Raw genomic sequence first — 19,787 nt, forward strand, 5'->3', positions numbered from 1 at the left:
AATGAAGAATCGCGGATAGCACATGTGATGCGTCCTGGCATGTCGTGTGTTCGGCTACGCTGAGCCCATGCTTCGCTACGATTTCGTGGTCGTCGGCGCGGGCGCGGCCGGCGCGGTGGTCGCGGCCCGCCTGAGCGAGGACCCGGGCCGCTCGGTGTTGCTGCTGGAGGCCGGCCCCGACCTCGTCGGGGCCGCGGTGCCCGAGGCGTTGCGGACCGGCTCGGTGGAGGCCGAGGACGGCTTCGACTGGCCCCTGCGGGCGACCGTCGTCGCCGGGCGGGAGGCGCCACTGCGGCGCGGCCGGGTGGTCGGCGGCTCGACGCAGATCAACGACCGGGGCGCGATGCGGGCCCCGGCCGCCGACTTCGTCTCCTGGGGCGCCCACGGGCTGCCGGAGTGGGACTGGCCGGCGGTGCTCCCGGCGTTTCGCCGGTTGGAGGCCGACCAGCAGTTCGGCGACCGTGACCACCACGGCGCCGACGGGCCCGTCCCGATCACCCGGTGGCCGCGCGGTGAGCTGACACCGGCGATGGACGGCTTCCTGCAGGCCACGCTCGGCCTGGGCCACGACTACCAGGAGGACATGAACGCCCCCGACGCCGTCGGCATCGGGATGTACCCGCAGAACCGGCGCGACCGGCTGCGGATGTCCACCGCCCTCACCCACCTCGACCCGGCCCGGTCCCGGTCCAATCTGGTCGTTCGCGGCGACGCCGAGGTCGAGCGGGTGCTGCTCGACGACGGGCGGGCGGTGGGTGTGCAGGTCGCGGGGGAGCGGATCGACGCCGGGGAGGTCATCCTCTGCGCCGGTTCGCCGTACAGCCCCGCTCTGCTGCTGCGCTCGAGGATCGGCCCCGCCGACGAGCTGCGCGCCGCCGGCGTCACGCCGCTCGTCGACCTGCCCGGCGTGGGCACCGACGTGATCGATCAGCCCGGCGCGATCATCCTGGTGGTCCCCGAGCCGGAGACGATCGGCGGCGACTGGCCGCGTACGCAGCTCATCGCCCGGCTCGCCGGCATCCCCGGCCACGAGGCCGACCAGGCGTTCTACCTGAGCCTGTTCACCGGCATGAGCACGTCGCGGGGCCCCGGCGCGGGTCTGGACCGGATGATCGGCGTCGACCAGGTCAACACCGTGATGATCGGCGACATGGCGATGGCCTCGCGCGGACGGATCTCGGTGCGCGACGCGGACGAGGCGAGCCCACCCGTGGTCGACCTCGGGTTCTACACCGCCGAGGGTGACCTGGCCCGGATGCGCGACGCGTACCGGCACGCGTGGGAGATCGCCAACCAGGCCGCCTTCACCAAGACGGTCGCCCGGTTCGCGCTGGTCGACGACGCGGTGGTGGGCGACGACGAGCAGCTCGACCACCTGCTGCGCGCCACCACGTACAGCCGGTTGAACCTGGTCGGCGGCGCGCGGATGGGCGCGGCGGACGACCCGGGCGCGGTCGTCGACGGGCGGTGCCGGGTGCGCGGCGTGGCCAACCTGCGGGTCGTCGACGCCAGCATCGTCCCGGTGCCGCTGCGCGCCCCGGCCGCGTTGACCAGCATCATGATCGGCGAACGCGGAGCCGAGCTGATCGCGGGCTAGCGTCGCAGCAGCGCCGACAGCGCGACGGCCGGGTTGCCCACCACCGCCCGCGCCACGGCGACGTAGCCGTCGAGCAGGCGTGCGGCGTCGGACGGGGCCAGCCGTGGCGTGTGGAACAGCACCACCCGCAGGCCGTCGCCGCGCGGGGCGAGCGCCAGCTCGGTGCCGAAGCGGCTCCCGATCGCCTCGGGGACGAGCAGTTCGAACTCGGTGTCGCCGACGCGTACGCGGTGTGACAGCTCGGCCATCATCTGGAACACCACGTCGTCGACCCGGCCGCCCAGGTTGGCGCTGCCGGTGGCGACGGCCTGGTAGGGCTGCTCCTGGTTGGCGAACGCGGCGGCGGTCGTCGCGTGGGTCGCCTGAAGCAGGGCCGCGAAGGTGGCGAACGGTGGCAGCCGGGTGCGCAGCACCACCATGTTGGCGCAGAACCCGACGGTGCGTTGGCTCTCCGGCCGGGCCCGGTTGGCGAACAGCGAGGCGACGGCGAGGTCACCCTGCCCGGTGACCCGGTGCAGGACGGCGTAGTAGACGGCCAGGGCCACGGTGAACAGCGTCGTGCGGTGTCGCCGGGCCAGGGCGCGCAGCCCGGCGGCGACGTCGGCGTCGAGGTCCCGGGCCAGCACGCCCGGGGTGGCGTCCGGAGGCGGCTCGCGATACGGCAGGCGGGGCAACCGCAGCCCGGTCAGCTGGCCGCGCCAGAATTCGCGTTGCCGGTCCAGCTGCGTGCCGGCCAGCCGATCCTCCTGCCAGGCGACGAACTGCGGGTACTGCCAGCGCACCGGGGGCAGCTCGGCCTGCGCGTCGGCGTAGAGGGTGCGCAGCTCCTCGAAGAGCAGCCCGCACGACCACGCGTCGGTGACCAGATGGTGCATGGTGAAGCACACGATCACTTCGTGGCCGCTGACCCGCCAGGCGGTGGCCCGGGTCGGCCACTGCGTGACGTCCACCCGGGTGGCCAGCTCGGTGGTGACGGCGGCCTCGGCGGCGGCGTGCGGATCCGGCTCGCCGCGCAGGTCGACCACCCGCAGCTCGACGGGTCGCGGATCGTGCACGAGCTGGGAGAGCCGTGGCCCGCGTCCGACGACTGTGGTCCGCAGCGCCTCGTGCCGCGCGGTCAGCGCGGTGAGCGCCCGTTCCAGCGCGGTCAGGTCGACCGCGCCGCTGAGGCGACACAGCAGCGGGCAGTTCAACGCCCCGTGGTCCGCCCGGTAGTGCTCGATGATGCCGAGCAGCCGCTGTCCCACGGAGGCCGGTACGGGTCGGGGGGCCACGCCACGACGGTACCGTTCGTCGTTGTATCTGTCATCAAGGGTCTGGCATCTTGTGTTCTCTCTCGGTACCTTGGGCGCATGTCTGGTCTGTCGGTGACCACCCCCGTGCGTGCGCAGCTGACGTGGCACTACGAGTCCGAGATGCCCCGGGTCCTCTCCCTGTACGAACGGGCCAAGAGCGCACAGTGGAACGCCAGCACGGATGTCGACTGGTCGATCGAGGTGCCGTTCGGCGAGCCGCTGCCCGACGACTCCGCGTTCGCCATGGCGTCGTTCGAGGCGTCCCCGCTGGCGCGGCGCGGCCGCCCCATGTGGGACACGTTCCGGTGGGAGCTCCAGTCGTGGATGGTGAGCCAGTTCCTGCACGGTGAGCAGGGTGCGCTGGTGGTCGCCGCGCGCCTGGTCGAGGTGGTGCCCGACCTCGACAGCAAGTACTACGCCGCGAGTCAGGCCGCCGACGAGGCCCGGCACGTCGAGGCGTTCTCCCGCTACCTGCGCGAGAAGGTGCCGCATCCGTACCCCATCAACCCGGCGCTGTCCGAGCTGATCGAGGACCTGCTCTCCGACTCCCGGTGGGACATCACCGCGCTGGGCATGCAGATCGTGGTCGAGGCCCTGGCGATGGCCGCGTTCCGGCTCGCCAACAGCACCTTCCACGACCGCCTCATCTGCGACATCACCCGCCTCGTAGCCCGCGACGAGGCCCGGCACGTGTCGTTCGGGGTGCTGTCGCTGGAGGGCATCTACCGCGAGATGACAAGCGCCGAACTGGCCGACCGCGAGGAGATGGTGCTCGACTCGGCGAGTCTCATGCGCCGCCGGTTCCTGCTCGAGGACGTCTGGGACCGCATCGAGGTCGACCGGGGCGAGGGCGTCGACTTCGCCGCGCACAACGAGCTGATGATCAAGTATCGGCAGGCCATCTTCGCCCGCGTGGTCACCGCGCTGGCCAACATCGGCCTGCTGACTCCCCGGGTCCGCGACGGCCTGGAGCGGCTGGACCTCATCGGGTTCGCCGACCGCTCGATCCGCGTTCCCCGCGCCTGAGGAGTCGGGAGGAGACATGCCTGTGCCGACCACGCTGACCCTCGACGGCATGTGCGACGACGTCGCGTCGCTGCTCGACGAGCCGGTGTCACCCGACGAGGATCTGCTGGAGCGCGGCCTCGACTCGATCGGGCTGATGCGGCTCGCCGCCCGCTGGGCCGGCGCGGGTCTCACCTTCGCCCAGCTCATCGAGCTGCGCACCGTCCGGCAGTGGCACGCCCTGGCCCACCCGGCGTCGCCGGGCGTCATCGCCGCCGACGACGGGACGACGGTCGACCCGGACGAGCCGTTCGCCCTGGCGACGATGCAGCACGCGTACTGGGTCGGGCGGGCCGGTGAGCAGGCCCTCGGCGGCGTGGGGGCGCACTTCTACAACGAGTTCGACGGCCGGCACGTGGACCCGGACCGGCTGGACCGGGCCGTGCGAGCCCTGGTGCGCCGCCACGACATGCTGCGCGCCCGCTTCCTGGACGACGGCCGGCAGCAGATCACCCCGGACGGCGCCTGGTCCGGCCTGACCGTGCACGACCTGCGTGACCTGCCGGCGTACGAGCGGGACCGGCGGCTCGCCGACCTGCGCGCCACCCTCTCGCACCGCACCCTGCGGGTGGACCGGGGCGAGGTGTTCGACGTCCAGCTCTGCCTGCTGCCGGACGGGGCGAGCCGGGTGCACGTGGAGATCGAGATGCTGGTCGCCGACGCGCACAGCTTCCGGGTGCTCCTCGGCGACCTCGCCCATCTCTACCGCCGGCCCGACGAACCGCTGCCGCCCATCGGCTACAGCTATCCCCAGTACCTGGCCACCCACGAGCGGCGTCGGGCCGACGCCCGCGAGGCCGCGGCCGGCTACTGGCGCCAGCGGGTGCCCGACCTGCCCGGCGGGCCCGACCTGCCGGTGGCCGTGGCCCCGGAGCGGGTCAGCGGGCACCGGGTCATCCGCCATCACCACTGGCTCTCCGGCGCCGACCGGGACCGGCTCGCCGCTCGCGCGCGCGAGCACGGCGTCACCCTGTCGATGGTGTTCCTGACGGCCTTCGCCGAGGTCCTGGCCGCCTGGAGCAGCCGGCAACGCTTCCTGCTCAACCTGCCGCTGTACGACCGGACGCCGTACCACCCGGACGTGCCGTTGCTCAGTGGGGACTTCACCAACCTGCTGCTGCTGGAGGTCGACGCCACCGAGGAGGTGCCGTTCGTCGACCGGGCCCGCCGCCTGGGCGAGCAGTTCGCCCGGGACGTGGCGCACAGCGCGTACTCCGGAGTGGACGTGCTGCGCGACCTGGCCCGCGCCCGCTCCGAGCAGGCCGTGCTCGCCCCGGTGGTGTTCACCAGCGCGCTCAGCCTCGGCGACCTCTTCGGCGCCGACGTGCGGGAGTGCTTCGGCGACCCGGTGTGGACGTCGTCGCAGACCCCGCAGGTGTGGTTGGACAACCAGGTCACCGAGCGTGAGGGGGGCCTGTACCTCAACTGGGACGTGGTGGCGGAGCTGTTCCCGCCGGGTGTGTCGGAGGCGATGTTCGCCGCGTACGTCCGGCTGCTGGCCGGCCTGATCGACGGCGACTGGGCCGCGTCGCCTGGCGACCTGCTGTCGCCGGAGCAGCGGGCGGTCCGGGAGCGGGCGAACGACACCGCCGCGCCGATCACGCCCGGCCTGCTGCACGACGGGTTCTTCGACACCGCGGCCCGGGAGCCGGCTCGGGTGGCGTTGTGCGGTGACGGGGTGGCGGTGTCCTACGGGGAGCTGGCCGCTCGGGCGTTGACGCTGGCCGGGGCGCTGGCGCGCGCCGGGGTCGCGTCGGGTGACGCGGTGGGGGTGTGCCTGCCCAAGGGCGTCGACCAGGTCGTCGCGGTCCTGGGTGTGCTGGCCGCCGGTGGCGTGTACGTGCCGGTCGGCATCGACCAACCCGCCGCCCGGCGGGGCCGGATCTGGCAGCGGGCCGACGTGAAGACGGTGGTCGGCGCGGACGGGCTCGACCCGGCCGGTGACGGCGGCCCGGCCCTGGACGGGTGCGTTCCCGGGGACGCGGCGTCGCTGGCGTACGTCATCTTCACCTCCGGGTCGACGGGCGAGCCCAAGGGCGTCGAGGTGCCGCACTCCGCCGCCGGCACCACCATCGAGGCCATCCGCCAGCGGTTCGCCATCAGCGCGGACGACCGGGTCCTCGCCGTGTCGGCACTGGACTTCGACCTGTCGGTCTTCGACATCTTCGCGCCGCTCGGCGTCGGCGGGGCGGTGGTGCTGATCGGCGAGGAGCAGCGACGCGACGCGAACGCCTGGCGTCGGCTCGTCGACGCGCACCGGGTCACCGTCTGGCAGTCCGTCCCCGCGCTGCTGGACATGCTGCTGACCGCCGCCGAGGCCGACGGCGGGCTGGACCACCTCCGGCTCGCCCTGCTCGGCGGCGACTGGGTCGGCCTGGATCTGCGCGACCGCCTGGTGGCGCTGCGCCCGGACGCCCGGCTCGTCGCCCTGGGCGGCACCACCGAGACCGCCATCCACTCGACAGTCTTCGAGGTCGGCGAGGTGCCGGCGCACTGGCGGTCCATCCCGTACGGGGTTCCGCTGCCCAACCAGCGCTGTCGCGTGGTGGACGGGCGGGGGCGGGACTGCCCGGACTGGGTGGTGGGGGAGGTGTGGATCGGTGGGGCCGGGGTGGCGGCCGGCTACCGGGGGGACCCGGAGCGCACCGCGCAGCGGTTCGTGACCCATGGCGGGGTGCGCTGGTATCGCACGGGTGACCTGGGCCGGTACTGGCCGGACGGGACCCTGGAGTTCCTGGGCCGGGTGGACTTCCAGGTCAAGATCCGCGGGCATCGCATCGAGTTGGGTGAGGTCGAGGCGGCGCTGACCGACTGCCCCGGCGTGCGCGAGGCCGTGGTGGTGGCCGTGGGCACCAGCACCCGCCGGCTCGCCGCCGCCGTCGTGCCCGCGGCGTCCGACGTGGACCCGGAGACCGTACGGGCGTTCGTCGTGGACCGGCTGCCGGCGTACATGGTGCCCGAGCACGTCGCCGTGCTCGACGCGCTGCCCCTGAGCGGCAACGGCAAGATCGACCGGCCGGCGTTGGCACGACGGCTCGCCGAGGGCGCCGGCCGGTCCACGGCGGTCGAGCCACCCGTCGGGCCGGTCGAGACGGCGTTGGCCACCCTCTGGGCCGACCTGCTCGGCGTACCGACCGTCGGCCGCGCCGACAGCTTCTTCACCCTCGGCGGGGACAGCCTGCTCGCCACCCGCCTGCTCGGGCGGATGCGCTCGGCCGGGCTGGCCGGCGGACAACTGCGCCGCCTCTTCGCCGAGCCGACCCTCGCCGGGTTCGCCGCCGGGGTACGCCTCGACACGGGGGCCGCGCTGACCGGGACCTTCGTGGCCGACCCGGCGAACCGCCACGAGCCGTTCCCGGCGACCGACGTGCAGCGGGCGTACTGGATGGGTCGCAGCGGCGACTTCGCCCTCGGTGAGGTCGGCTCCCACTGGTACTGGGAGTTCGACGGCGAGGACGTGGACCTCGACCGGCTCACCGCGGCCTGGAACCGCCTCGTTCGCCGGCACGAGATGCTGCGGGCCGTCTTCGACCCGGACGGATGTCAACGCGTCCAACCCGAGGTGCCCGAGGTGACCATCGAGGTCGGCGAGGGCGAGGCTGCGCTCACCGACCTGCGCGAACGGCTGTCGCACCGGATCGCCGACCCGACCCGCTGGCCGCTGGTGGCCATCGAGGCCGTCCGGTACGGCGAGCGTCGCGTCCGGTTGGCGTTCAGCTTCGACTACATCGTGCTCGACGCGCTCAGCATCGTGACCGTCTTCGCCGAGCTGTCCGCCCTCTACGTCGACCTCGACGCGCCGCTGCGCCCGATCGGCGTGTCGTTTCGCGACTACGTCCTCACCGCCCGGCCCGACGAGGCGACAGTCGAGGCCGACAGGCGCTACTGGTCGGCGCAGGCCGCGGAGCTGCCCCCCGCGCCGCGGTTGCCGCTCGCCGTCGACCCGGACCGGGTGCGCGCCCCCCGCTTCGTCCGCCACGCGGCGCGGCTCGGCCCCGCCGAGTGGACCGCCCTGGTCGGCGCCGCCCGCGCCCACGGCGTGAGCCCCGCCGCCGTGCTCGCCACCGCGTACGCCGAGGTGCTCTCGGCCTTCAGCGCGCGGCCGGACCTCACCCTCAACCTGACCCTCTTCGACCGCCGCGAGGTGCACCCCGACATCGACCACGTGCTCGGCGACTTCACCTCGCTGCTGCTCGTCCCGCACCGCCCCGGCGCGGCCGACGACTTCCTGACCGTGGTACGCCGCCTTCAGGAGCGCATGTGGGACGGCATGGAGCACAACGCCGTCTCCGCCATCTGGGTGCTGCGGGAGATCGCGCGGCGCACCGGCGCCCCCGCCGCCATGCCTGTCGTCTTCACCAGCGCGCTGGGCATCAGCGACGAGCTGGTGAGCATGTCCCTGCCGTTCGGCGAGCAGATCTGGGGCGCCTCGCAGACCCCGCAGGTGTGGCTGGACAACCAGGTCATGGAACGCGACGGCGGCCTGAGCATCAACTGGGACGTGGTGGCGGAACTGTTCCCGCCCGACGTGGTGGAGACGATGTTCGCCGCGTACGTCGAGCTGCTGACCACCCTCGCGGCCGGGAACTGGGCGCGGCCCGTACCGGTCGGGCTCCCCGCCGGGCAGCGCGCCGTGCGTGAGCGGGTGAACGCGACCGCCGCGCCGATCACGCCCGGCCTGCTGCACGACGGGTTCTTCGACACCGCGGCCCGGGAGCCGGCTCGGGTGGCGTTGTGCGGTGACGGTGTGGCGGTGTCCTACGGGGAGCTGGCCGCTCGGGCGTTGACGCTGGCCGGGGCGCTGGCGCGGGCCGGGGTCGCGTCGGGTGACGCGGTGGGGGTGTGCCTGCCCAAGGGCGTCGACCAGGTCGTCGCGGTGCTGGGTGTGCTGGCCGCCGGTGGCGTGTACGTGCCGGTCGGCGTGGACCAGCCGGTGGTCCGCCGGGAGCGGATCCTCACCCGCGCCGACGTGAAGACTGTCGTCGGCGCGGACGGGCTCGACCCGGCCGGCGACGGCGGCCCCGCCCTGGACGGCTGCGTCCCGGTGGAGCCGGCGTCGCTGGCGTACGTCATCTTCACCTCCGGCTCGACCGGCGAGCCCAAGGGCGTCGAGGTGTCCCACGCGGCGGCCGGAAACACCATCGCGGCGGTCAACGAACGGCTACGCCTCGGCCCGGACGACCGGGTCCTCGCCGTGTCGGCGCTGGACTTCGACCTGTCGGTGTACGACATCTTCGCCCTGCTCGGCGTCGGCGGCGCGGTGGTGCTCGTCGAGGAGGGGCAGCGACGCGACGCCCGGGCCTGGCTGCGGCTCGTCCGCGAGCACGACGTCACCATCTGGAACACCGTGCCCGCCCTGCTCGACATGCTGCTCACCACGGCCGGCGACGAACCGCTCGGCGCGTTGCGGCACGCCCTGGTCTCCGGTGACTGGGTCGGCCTGGACCTGCGCGACCGGCTGGTCGCCCGCCGACCGGACGCCCGGCTGACCGCCCTCGGCGGCGCCACCGAGGCGGGCATCTGGTCCAACGCGTTCGAGGTGGGCGAGGTGCCGGCGCACTGGCGGTCCATCCCGTACGGCTTCCCACTGCCCAACCAGCGCTACCGGGTCGTCGACGGGCGGGGGCGCGACTGCCCGGACTGGGTGGTGGGGGAGTTGTGGATCGGTGGGGCCGGGGTGGCGGCCGGCTACCGGGGCGATCCGGAGCGCACGGCGCAGCGGTTCGTGACCCATGACGGGATGCGCTGGTATCGCACGGGTGACCTGGGCCGGTACTGGCCGGACGGGACCCTGGAATTCCTGGGCCGGGCGGACTTCCAGGTCAAGATCCGCGGGCATCGCATCGAGTTGGGCGAGGTCGAGGCGGCGCTGACCGACTGCCCCGGGGTGCGCGAGGCCGTGGTGGTGGCCGTGGGCACCAGCACCCGCCGGCTCGCCGCCGCCGTCGTGCCCGAGCCGGGCGTCACCCTCGACCCGGACGCCACCGGCGCGTTCGTCGTCGACCGGCTGCCGGCGTACATGGTGCCCGAGCACGTCGCCGTGCTCGACGCGCTGCCCCTGAGCGGCAACGGCAAGATCGACCGGTCGGCGGTGGCCACCCTGCTCGCCAGTGGAGACAGCGGACCGGCCGACGAGCCACCCCACGCCGGCCTGGAGAGCGACCTCGGCGCGCTCTGGGCCGAGCTGCTGAACTGCCCCGTTCCCGGCCGCACCCGCAACTTCTTCAGCCTCGGCGGGGACAGCCTGCTCGCCACCCGGCTGCTGGCGGTGCTGCGCGAACGCTACGGCGTCGACCTGCCGATGCGGGGGCTGCTCGACCGACCAACCATCGCGGACCTGGCCACCGCCGTGCAGCACGCCGCCGGCACGTACGAGGAAGGGGCCATATGAACGGGCAGGACCTCATCGCCGAGCTGGCGCAGTTCGGTGTGCAGCTCTGGGAGGAAGACGGCCAGCTCCGCTTCCGGGCCCCCACCGGCGTTCTCACCGACCAGCGCCGCGCCGCGCTACGCCAGCACAGGGAGCAGGTGCTGGCCGTGCTGCGCGACGCCGCCGCGCCCACCGCCGTGCCGCACCCCGAGCAGCGGTACGAGCCGTTTCCGCTCACCGACGTGCAGAGCGCGTACCTGCTCGGGCGGGGCGACTCGTTCGCCTACGGCGGGGTCGGCTGCCACGGCTACGGCGAGCTGACGTTTCCCGAGCTGGACGTGGACCGGCTGGAACGCGCCTGGCACGAGGTCGTCGCCCGGCACGACATGCTGCGGGCCGTCGTCAACCGCGACGGCTCCCAGCAGGTACGACCCGACGTGCCGGCGTACCGCATCGAGGTGCGCGACGCCGACGCGGCCGGCTTCGCCGACGCGGTGGCCGCCACCCGGGCGGAGCTGGACCACCGCCGCTACGACCCGCAGCAGTGGCCGCTGTTCGCGTTGCGGGTCACCCGCGGCCCGCACCGCAGTGTCCTGCACTTCTCGATCGATTTCCTGATCTGCGACTTCGTCAGCATCAACATCCTGCTCGACGAGCTGGGCCGCCGCTACGCCGGTGAGCCGCCCACAGACGAGCTGACGCTGACGTTCCGCGACCACCTGCTGGCCACCGAACCGCTGCGCGGCGGCCCCCGCCACGACGCCGACCGGGACTGGTGGCTGGCCCGGCTCGACGACCTGCCTGCGGCGCCGGAGCTGCCGCTGCGCGGTGACGCCACGGCCGCGCCGCCCCGCTTCCGTCGCCTCGACCTGCGGCTCGACCCGATCGAGTGGGCCGCGTTGCGTCAGCGCGCCGGGCAGCACGGCGTCAGCCCGTCGGGCGCGGTGCTCGCCGCGTACGTCGAGGTGATCGCCGCGTGGAGCGTGCACCCGCGCTTCACCGTCGACGTCACCCTGCTCAACCGGACGCCGACGCACCCGCAGGTGGACCGGATCGTCGGCGACTTCACCTCGGTCAGCCTGCTCGCCGTGGAGCAGAGCCCGGACGCGCCGGTGCAGGAGCGGGCCAAGCGCATCCAGGCGCAGCTCTGGTCCGACCTGGACCACCGCCGGTTCTCCGGCGTCGACGTCGTCCGCGAGCTGGCCCGCCGTCGGGGCGCCGACGCCGCGCTGATGCCCATCGTCTTCACCAGCGCCATCGGGCTGGGCGGCGACACCGGCGTGGAGGGCTTCGGCGAGCTGGGGTACGGCATCAGCCAGACCCCGCAGGTCTGGATCGACTGCCAGAACATCGAACGCTCGGGTGGGCTGGCCACCAACTGGGACGTCCGCGAGGGCGTCTTCCCCGACGGTGTGGTCGACGAGATGTTCGCCGCGTACACCGCGTTGCTGCGCCGGCTGGCCGACACCGACGAGGCGTGGGAGGAGCTGGCCCCGGTGGCGCTGCCCGAGGCGAGCGCCCGCCGCCGCGCCGAGGTCAACGACACCGCCGCGCCGCTGCCCGACGGGCTGCTGCACGAGGGGGTGCTCGCCCAGGCGCTGCGAACCCCGGACCGGGTGGCCGTGGTGGCCGCCGACGGCACCCTCACCTACCGGCAGCTCACCGGCCGTGCCACGGCCGTGGCCGCACGGCTGGCCGAGGCCGGCTGCCGGCCCGGTGACCTGGTCGCGGTGGTCGCCGACAAGGGCTGGCGGCAGGTGGTCGCGGTGTTCGGCGTCCTGCTGGCCGGCGGGGCGTACGTGCCTGTCGACACGAACCAGCCGCCCGTGCGCCGCGACCTGATCCTCGACGGCGCGGGTATCCGGCACGTCCTCACCGAGGCCGACCGGGTGGACGGCCACTGGCCGGCGCGGGTGACGCCGATCGCGGTGGACGACCTCGACGGGCCCGCGCCGACGGCCCTGCCGGCCCGCGCGGTCGGCCCGGACGACCGCGCGTACGTCATCCACACCTCCGGGTCGACCGGCACCCCGAAGGGCGTGGTGATCACCCACCGGGCGGCCCTGAACACCGTGGCGGACATCAACACCCGGTTCGACGTGACGCCGGACGACCGCGTCCTCGGCCTGGCCAGTCTGGGCTTCGACCTGTCCGTCTACGACCTGTTCGGCCCGCCGGCGGTCGGCGCGGCGCTGGTGCTGCCCGCGCCGCAGCGCCGGGGCGACCCGACCCACTGGGCGGAGCTGGTGGCCGAGAACGAGGTCACCATCTGGAACTCGGTGCCGGCGCAGGTGCAGATGCTCGCCGACTATCTCGCGGCCGCGCCGATGGTCCGGGTCCCCTCGTTGCGGCTGGCCCTGCTCAGCGGCGACTGGATCCCGGTCACCCTGCCGGACCAGATCCGCGACCTCGTCCCCGGTCTGGCGGTGGTCAGCCTCGGCGGCGCGACCGAGGCCGCCATCTGGTCGATCATCCACCCGATCGGCCGGGTCGACCCATCCTGGCGCAGCATCCCGTACGGGGTGCCGCTGACCAACCAGACCTGGCACGTCCGGGACGCGGCGCTGCGGCCTCGCCCGGACTGGGTCGCCGGGGAGCTGTACATCGGCGGGGCCGGGCTGGCGCTGGGCTACCTCGGCGACGAGGCGCGCACCGCCGAGCGGTTCGTCACCGACCCGTCCAGCGGCGAGCGGTTGTACCGCACCGGTGACCTGGGCCGCTACCTGCCCGACGGCACGATCGAGTTCCTCGGCCGGGAGGACTTCCAGGTCAAGATCCGCGGCCACCGGATCGAGCTGGCCGAGGTCGAGTCGGCGTTGCTGGCGCACCCGGGCGTGGGCGGGGCGATCGCGGTGGTCGACGGCGACCGTCCACTGGAGCGGCGGCTGGCCGCCGTCGTGCAGCCCGCCGCCGTCGAGCCCGGCCCCGGGCAGCCGGTCGACCCGGCCGGGCCCACCGCGGCCGGGTCGGCGCTCGTCGCCGGCACCGACCTGGGCGCGTACGAGGCGTACCTGCACGAGCTGGACCAGCTCGGCCTCGCCGCCATGCTGGACACGCTGCGCGCCGCGGGTCTCGCGCTCGACGACCGCCCGCACCGCCTGGCCGAGGTGTACGCGGCCACCCGCGTCGCACCCCGGCACCGCCGGCTGCTGCGCCGCTGGCTGCGGGCGCTCACCGACAGCGGGGTGCTGCGCCACGACGACGACGGCTACCGGCTGGTCAGCGGGCCACCGCCGGCCGCGCGGGCCTGGGACGCGGTGGCCGAGCGGGCGGCGGCGGTCGGGGAGTCCCCCGAGCTGGTCCGCTACTTCCAGGCCAGCGCCGCGGCGCTGCCGGCGCTGCTGCGCGGCGACGAGGACCCCCTCGCGCTGCTCTTCCCCGGCGGCGAGCTGGAGGTGTCGGACAACCTCTACGCCGACGCCCTGTTCAACAGGTGGGCCAACGCGGTCGCGGCGGCGACCGTCCGGTCACTGGCCGAGCGGCTGGACGGGCCCGTGCGAATCGTCGAGGTCGGCGCCGGGTCCGGCGGTACGACCGCCGCGGTGCTCGACGCACTGGACGGTCTCGACGTCGACTACCTCTACACCGACCTGTCGGCGTTCTTCCTCGGCGCCGGCCGGCAACGCTTCGCCGACCGGCCGGGGCTGCGTTTCGCGCAGCTCGACCTCGACGCCGACCTGGCCGGGCAGGGAATGGCGCCGAACAGCGCCGACATCGTGATCGCCGGCGACGTCCTGCACGCCACCCGGGACGTACCGGCCACGCTGGCCCGGGTGCGCGGCCTGCTCGCCCCCGGCGGCCACCTGGTGCTGCTGGAGATGACCCGGGAGCACTACCAGATCATGACGTCGCTGGAGCTGCTGGTGCGGCTCGACGACGACCTGGGTGACTTCGCCGACCTGCGTCACGGCACCGACCGCACGTTCCTCACCGGCGACGAGTGGCGCAGCCTGCTCACCGCCGCCGGGGCGTCGCCCGTACTCGACCTGCCGCCGACCGCCGACCCGATGGCCGGGCTCGGCATGCGCATCATCGCCGCGCGGGTGAAGGCCGACCGGCGACGGGTGCTGCCCGACGAGCTGCGGGCGCACCTGACCGACCGGCTGCCCGACTACATGATCCCGAGCGTGCTGCAGGTGGTCGACGAGCTGCCCCGCACGGCCAACGGCAAGCTCGACCGGGCGGCCGTACGCCGGCTGGTGGCGGCCACGACGGCCGGTCCCGAGGCGACCGCCGCGGCCCCGCTCACCGAGTTGGAGGAGCAGATCGCGGCCGTCTGGGCCGACGTGCTGCGGGTGGAACGGGTCGGGCGGGACGCGGACTTCTTCGCCCTCGGCGGTGACTCGCTGCTCGCCGCGAAACTCGCCGGTCAACTCGCCGAGCGGGTACCGGCCGCCGCCGACGTGTTCTTCGACGAGTTGCTGCGCCGGATCCTGGAGCACCCGACCGTCGCCGACCTGGCCGATCACCTGGCCGCCGTCGGCGGCGGCCGGCCCGACGAGGAGCCGGCCGTCAGCGACACCGGCGAGGTGGTGACGCTGGCCGGCGAGGGCCCACCCCGCTACGTGCTGGTGCACGACGGCAGCGGCGGCCTCGACGGGTACGCCGGGCTGGCCGAGCGGCTGGCCGCCACCGGGGCCGTGTGCGGGATCGTCGACGGTGGCCTGCACCGCTACGCGGGTCTCGACCCGGCGCCGCTTGTGCAACGCCTCTCCGCCGACTACACGACCGCGCTGGCCGGGCACGTGTCGGCCGGGGAGCTGGTGCTGGTGGGGCGGGGTGCGGCCGGGGTGCTGGCGTTGGAGCTGGCCCGGCAGCTCACCGAGTCCGGGGTGAACGTCGCCACCCTGGTGATCGCCGACCCGGTCGACGGCGACGGCTACGGCAGTTCCCCGTACGCGGGTGACGTCACATTGCTGTGCGCGGCGGAGCCGGACCCGACGAGCGTCGACTGGTGGCGCGACGTGTGCCTGGGCGAGCTGACCGTGCGACGGGTGCCGGACGATCCGGGCGAGTGGGCCGGTCCGATCGCCGGGGACGGCTGACGTGGCCGCGACGGTCGCCCTGGTGGGCGCCACCGGCGGGGTGGGCCGGCACGCCCTGGCTCACCTGCTGGCCTGGGGCGTGGACGTCGTCCGCGCCGGCGCCCGCGACCCGGGCCGACTCGACGGCGACAACCCGCGGGTCCAGGTGCGCGCGGTGGACGTCACCGACCCGGCGAGCCTGGACGCGTTCTGCGCCGGCTGCCACACAGTCGTCAACTGCGCCGGGCCGGCGGCCTCGATCGGCGACACGGTGGCCCGCGCGGCGGCCCGCTGCGGCGCGGGCTACGTCGACGCGGCCGGTGACGACCCGCTGCACGCGGCGGTGTCCGCCCTGCCCGGGGCCGCCGACCGGGTCGCGGTGCTCTCCGCCGGTCTGATGCCCGGCCTGTCCGGGTTGCTCCCCGCCCACCTCGCCGCGCAGATCCCGGGGGCGCGGCGGATGACCGGGTACGTCGGGGGCCGCGACGGGTTCACGCCCGGCGCCGCCCTGGACTTCCTCGCCGCCGGCACCGCCGAGTACGGCGAGCCGTCGGCCGCGTGGCGCGACGGCGCGCGACGCAGCCGCGCCCTCGCCGCCCGGACGGATGTGCCGGTGCCGTTCTTCGACGAGCCGGTGCTGTTGCAGCCGTACCTCAGCACCGAGACCGAGCGGGTCGCCCGCCGGCTCGGCCTGACCGACGTCGACTGGTGGTCGGCGTTCGCCGGCAGCCGGCTGCCGGCGGCGCTCGCCGCGGGCGCCCGCCGAGCGCGCGACGGCGCGACGGCGGCGCAGCTCGCCGACGCGGCCGCCGAGCTGTGCCGGGCGGCCGAGCTGGACACCTTCGGGCGGCCGCGCTACCAGCTGCTGGTCGTCGAGCTGACCGGCCCGGCGGGCGCCCGCGTGCTGGCCTGCCGGGGAACCGGCGCGAACGCGCTCACCGGCACGGCGGTCGCCCTCGGCGCCCTGGCGGTCGCCGCCGGCGACGTGCCACCGGGCGTGCACCACCTGGCCGAGGCGGTGGACCCGGCCTGGGCGGTGGACGTGCTGCGTACGAGTCCGGCGGTCACGTCACTGCGCGTCGAGGACGGCCCGCTGGGGTCGTACGACCTGATCGAGGAGGGGGTGGCGTGAAACCGAGAGTGCTGGTCGCCGGCACCAAGTTCGGCCAGGTGTACCTGCAGGCGTTCCGGCAGCCGGACTTTCCGTTCGAGCTGGCCGGGATCCTCGCCGGGGGCAGCGCGCGGTCGGTGGCCTGTGCCCGGCACTACGGGGTGCCGCTGTGGACCGACGTAGCCCAGGTCCCCGAGGACGTGACGCTGGCCTGCGTGGTCATCCGTGGTGGCCTGCTGGGCGGGCCGGGCGGCGAGGTGGCCCGGGCGCTGATGCGGCGCGGCCTGCACGTGCTGCAGGAGCATCCGTTGCACCACGACGAGCTGGTCGAGTGCCTGCGCACCGCCGGCCGGGCCGGGGTCGTCTACCACCTGAACTCGTTCTACGTGCACACCGCGCCGGTGCGCCGGTTCCTCGCCGCCGCCCGGGCGCTCCTGGCCCGGCAGCCGGCCCGCTACGTCGACGCGGCCTGCGGCTTCCAGGTCGCGTACGCGCTGCTGGACATCCTCGGTCAGGCCCTCGGCGGCGTCCGACCGTGGGGCCTCGGCCCGGCGGTCGACCTGCCCGAGCAGGTACGCCGGCTGTCCCGGGTGGACGTGCCGTTCCGCAGCCTCGACGGGGTGCTCGCCGGTGTGCCGCTGACCCTGCGGGTGCAGAACCAGATGGACCCGGCGGACCCGGACAACTACGCGCACCTGCTGCACCGGGTGACCATCGGCACCGAGGCCGGCAACCTGACCCTGGTCGGCACGCACGGGCCCACGGTGTGGAGCCCTCGGCCGGACTTCCCGCAGCAGGTGCAGGACCGGGGTGTGGGCCGACCGCACTTCGCCGACGGCGACGGCGACGAGCCGGACCACCTGGACGTGCCGAGCGCGCAGCCGCTGGCCGACGCGGTCGCGCCCAGCTATCGCAGGGTTTTCGAGGAGGTCTGGCCGGCCGGTGTCGGGTACGCGTTGGGCAACCTGCACGCCGCGGCGCTGGGCGGGAGGAAGCTGGCCCGCCACGGCCAGTACCACCTGAGCCTGTGCCAGCTGTGGCAGGACGTCACCGCCCGGCTGGGGCCACCCGAGCTGGTGCACTCCGTACCGCCGCGGATGTTCGTGGCGTCCGACGTGGCCGAGCTGGCCGACGCCGCGACCGGGGCCGTCGACCCGCCGATCGGCGCGGAACCGCAGCGGATCGGAGCGCGCCCGTGACCCCCGTCGCGCGGACGTGGCTGCGCTGCTTCCGGCCGCTGCGCTGGCCCGGGCTGCGTCTGGTCTGCTTCCCGCACGCCGGCGGCAACGCCGCGTTCTACCGGTCGTGGTCGGCGCAGGTGCCCGACGACGTCGAGGTGCACGGCGTGCAGTATCCGGGCCGGATGGACCGGTCGGCGGAGCCGTTCGCGGCCGACCTGCCGAGCCTGGCCGAGGGTGTCGCGCAGGGGGTGCGGGCGCTGCCGGCCGACGCGCCTGTCGTCCTGTTCGGGCACAGCCTCGGCGCGTCGGTGGCGTACGAGACGGCACGCCGGTTGGACGGGCCCGGCAGCGTGCTGCGGGCGCTGGTCGTCTCGGGTCGCCCCGGGCCGGGCCGGCTGCGCGCCACAAGCGTGCACCTGGCCGACGACGACACGCTGTGGGCGGAGACCGGCCGCCTCGGCGGCACCGGCCGCGAGGCTCTCGACCACGAGGGCGTACGCGCCATCGCGCTGCCGGTGCTGCGCGCCGACTACCGGATCGCCGAGACGTACCGTCCGCAGCCACCCGTGCCGCTGCGAGCGCCGGTGCTGGCCTGCGTCGGCGCGGACGACCCCGAGGTCACCGCCGACGAGGCCGGCGACTGGGCGACGCGCACCCGGGGCGGGTTCACCCTGCACACCTTCCCCGGCGGGCACTTCTACCTGCTGGCACGCCGCAACCAGCTCATCGACACCATCCTGCGGGCCACGCACCGCAGCCCGGTGCCCACCTGGTCGGCGGCCGGCCCGTGATCCCGGCGAGCGTGCACTACCACCGGGCCCGGGACCTCACCGAGGCGCTGGAGCTGCGCCAGGCGTACGGCGACCAGCTGCGGCCGCTGGCCGGCGGGCAGTCGCTGCTGCCGGCGCTCAAGCTGCGCCGGGACCGCGTCGACACCCTGCTGGACCTCGGCCGGGTCACCGAACTGTCGTACGTGGCGCACCGCGACGACCACCTGGCCGTCGGCGCGCTGACCCGCTACCACCGGCTGCTCGACGACCCGCTGGTCGACCGGCACGCCCCGCTGCTGGCGGTCGCGGCCGCGGCGGTCGGTGACCCGCAGGTGCGACACCTGGGCACCGTGGGTGGGGCGCTCGCGCAGGCCGACCCGGCCGCGGACGTGCCGCTGGCCCTGGTCGCGCTGGACGCCGTGGTGGTGCTGCGCAGCGCGACCGGCGTACGACAGGTGCCCGTCGCCGAGCTGGCCGTCGCGCCGGGTGTGACGGTCTGCCGGCCCGACGAACTCGTCACCGAGGTCCGGGTGCCGCTGCCCGGCCCGGCGCGGTGGCGCTACCGGACGTTCGCCCGGCCGGCGTTGGAGTGGTCCCTGGTGGCCGTCGCCGTCGCCGACTCCCGGGTGGCGCTGGCCGGGATGGGTCCGACCATCCGGCGGGCGTACGGGGTCGAGTCGGCCCTCGCGCAGGGCGCCGGTGTCACGGTCGCGGCGGCGCGGGCCGACGAGGGGTGCGACCCGCCCGACGACGGGCGGGCCTCGGTCGCGTACCGGCGGCACCTCAGCCGGGTGCTGGTGGCCCGTGCCCTGACCGATTCCGGCGCCACTGTGGAGGAACCACGATGAGCATCGACGCCCGGCCCGGTACGACGACCGTCGCCGTCACCGCCACCGTCAACGGCCGCCCGGAGAGCCGCCGGGTGCCGGCGCGCACCCTGCTGGTCCACCTGCTGCGCGAGGAGTTGGGGCTGACGGCCGCGACGGTGGGCTGCGACACCTCCTCCTGCGGTGCCTGCACCGTGCTGTTCGACGGTCGGTCGGTCAAGTCGTGCACTCTGCTGGCCGCGCAGGCCGACGGCGCCGACATCCGCACCGCCGAGGGGCTTGCCGACGGCGACCGGCTGCACCCGGTGCAGGAGGCGTTCCGGGAGCACCACGCCCTGCAGTGCGGCTTCTGCACCCCGGGAATGGTCCTCGCGGTGGTGAGCCTGCTCCAGGAGAACCCGGGGCCGCTCACCGAGCACGACGTGCGGCACGCCCTCAAGGGCAACCTGTGCCGCTGCACCGGCTACCACAACATCGTCCGCGCCGTGCTCGCCCTCGACGAGGCCCGACAGGCCGGATGACCGCCAGAGATCGGAAGGGAGGCCGA

10 protein-coding genes are annotated in these 19,787 nt (G+C 74.6%); 9 read left to right on the forward strand and 1 reads right to left on the reverse strand.

Going from position 1 to position 19,787, the window contains the following annotated elements:
- Nucleotides 1–67 precede the first annotated feature (67 nt).
- A complete protein-coding gene (locus ACFYPH_RS23805; protein ID WP_387184660.1) occupies nt 68–1,597 on the forward strand; it encodes a GMC family oxidoreductase in 1,530 nt (509 codons plus the stop codon).
- Here the strand turns inward: ACFYPH_RS23805 and ACFYPH_RS23810 are convergent.
- Nucleotides 1,594–2,871 carry a condensation domain-containing protein gene (locus ACFYPH_RS23810; RefSeq protein WP_387184663.1) on the reverse strand — a complete coding sequence of 426 codons (1,278 nt, stop codon included), beginning with the start codon at nt 2,869–2,871 and terminating at the stop codon, nt 1,594–1,596. The genes ACFYPH_RS23805 and ACFYPH_RS23810 overlap by 4 nt on opposite strands.
- A 78-nt stretch (nt 2,872–2,949) precedes the next feature.
- On the opposite strand from ACFYPH_RS23810, the gene ACFYPH_RS23815 reads away from it, so the two are divergent.
- The 8 genes from ACFYPH_RS23815 to ACFYPH_RS23850 are packed head-to-tail and all read left to right on the forward strand — an operon-like array spanning nt 2,950 to nt 19,761.
- On the forward strand, nt 2,950–3,918 hold the full coding sequence (locus tag ACFYPH_RS23815; RefSeq protein ID WP_355067503.1) for a ferritin-like domain-containing protein: 969 nt from the start codon (nt 2,950–2,952) through the stop codon (nt 3,916–3,918).
- Nucleotides 3,919–3,934: 16 nt separating this feature from the next.
- Complete coding sequence (locus ACFYPH_RS23820) at nt 3,935–10,348, forward strand: amino acid adenylation domain-containing protein (RefSeq protein ID WP_387184665.1); 6,414 nt, start codon at nt 3,935–3,937, stop codon at nt 10,346–10,348.
- Nucleotides 10,345–15,372: an amino acid adenylation domain-containing protein gene (locus tag ACFYPH_RS23825; protein ID WP_387184668.1), complete on the forward strand. Its 5,028-nt coding sequence runs from the start codon at nt 10,345–10,347 to the stop codon at nt 15,370–15,372. Before ACFYPH_RS23820 ends, ACFYPH_RS23825 begins: the two co-directional genes overlap by 4 nt.
- A gap of 1 nt (nt 15,373) precedes the next feature.
- Nucleotides 15,374–16,483, forward strand: a complete 1,110-nt coding sequence (locus tag ACFYPH_RS23830; RefSeq protein WP_387184670.1) for an NAD(P)H-binding protein — start codon at nt 15,374–15,376, stop codon at nt 16,481–16,483.
- A complete protein-coding gene (locus ACFYPH_RS23835; RefSeq protein ID WP_355138914.1) occupies nt 16,480–17,661 on the forward strand; it encodes a Gfo/Idh/MocA family oxidoreductase in 1,182 nt (393 codons plus the stop codon). Before ACFYPH_RS23830 ends, ACFYPH_RS23835 begins: the two co-directional genes overlap by 4 nt.
- Nucleotides 17,658–18,434 carry a thioesterase II family protein gene (locus tag ACFYPH_RS23840; protein WP_387184674.1) on the forward strand — a complete coding sequence of 259 codons (777 nt, stop codon included), beginning with the start codon at nt 17,658–17,660 and terminating at the stop codon, nt 18,432–18,434. The genes ACFYPH_RS23835 and ACFYPH_RS23840 overlap by 4 nt, the downstream gene beginning before the upstream one ends.
- Nucleotides 18,431–19,261, forward strand: a complete 831-nt coding sequence (locus tag ACFYPH_RS23845) for an FAD binding domain-containing protein (RefSeq protein WP_355138910.1) — start codon at nt 18,431–18,433, stop codon at nt 19,259–19,261. The genes ACFYPH_RS23840 and ACFYPH_RS23845 overlap by 4 nt, the downstream gene beginning before the upstream one ends.
- Nucleotides 19,258–19,761: a (2Fe-2S)-binding protein gene (locus ACFYPH_RS23850; RefSeq protein ID WP_355067513.1), complete on the forward strand. Its 504-nt coding sequence runs from the start codon at nt 19,258–19,260 to the stop codon at nt 19,759–19,761. The genes ACFYPH_RS23845 and ACFYPH_RS23850 overlap by 4 nt, the downstream gene beginning before the upstream one ends.
- Nucleotides 19,762–19,787: the final 26 nt, after the last annotated feature.

This window comes from Micromonospora sp. NPDC005252 (genome assembly GCF_042872475.1).
Taxonomy (GTDB): Bacteria; Actinomycetota; Actinomycetes; order Mycobacteriales; family Micromonosporaceae; genus Micromonospora.

Coding starts and splice junctions, on each gene's coding strand:
- ACFYPH_RS23820 (WP_387184665.1), top strand. CDS start 3,935: ATGCCTGTGCCGACCACGCTGACCCTCGACGGCATGTGCGACGACGTC.
- ACFYPH_RS23815 (WP_355067503.1), top strand. CDS start 2,950: ATGTCTGGTCTGTCGGTGACCACCCCCGTGCGTGCGCAGCTGACGTGG.
- ACFYPH_RS23825 (WP_387184668.1), top strand. CDS start 10,345: ATGAACGGGCAGGACCTCATCGCCGAGCTGGCGCAGTTCGGTGTGCAG.
- ACFYPH_RS23805 (WP_387184660.1), top strand. CDS start 68: ATGCTTCGCTACGATTTCGTGGTCGTCGGCGCGGGCGCGGCCGGCGCG.
- ACFYPH_RS23850 (WP_355067513.1), top strand. CDS start 19,258: ATGAGCATCGACGCCCGGCCCGGTACGACGACCGTCGCCGTCACCGCC.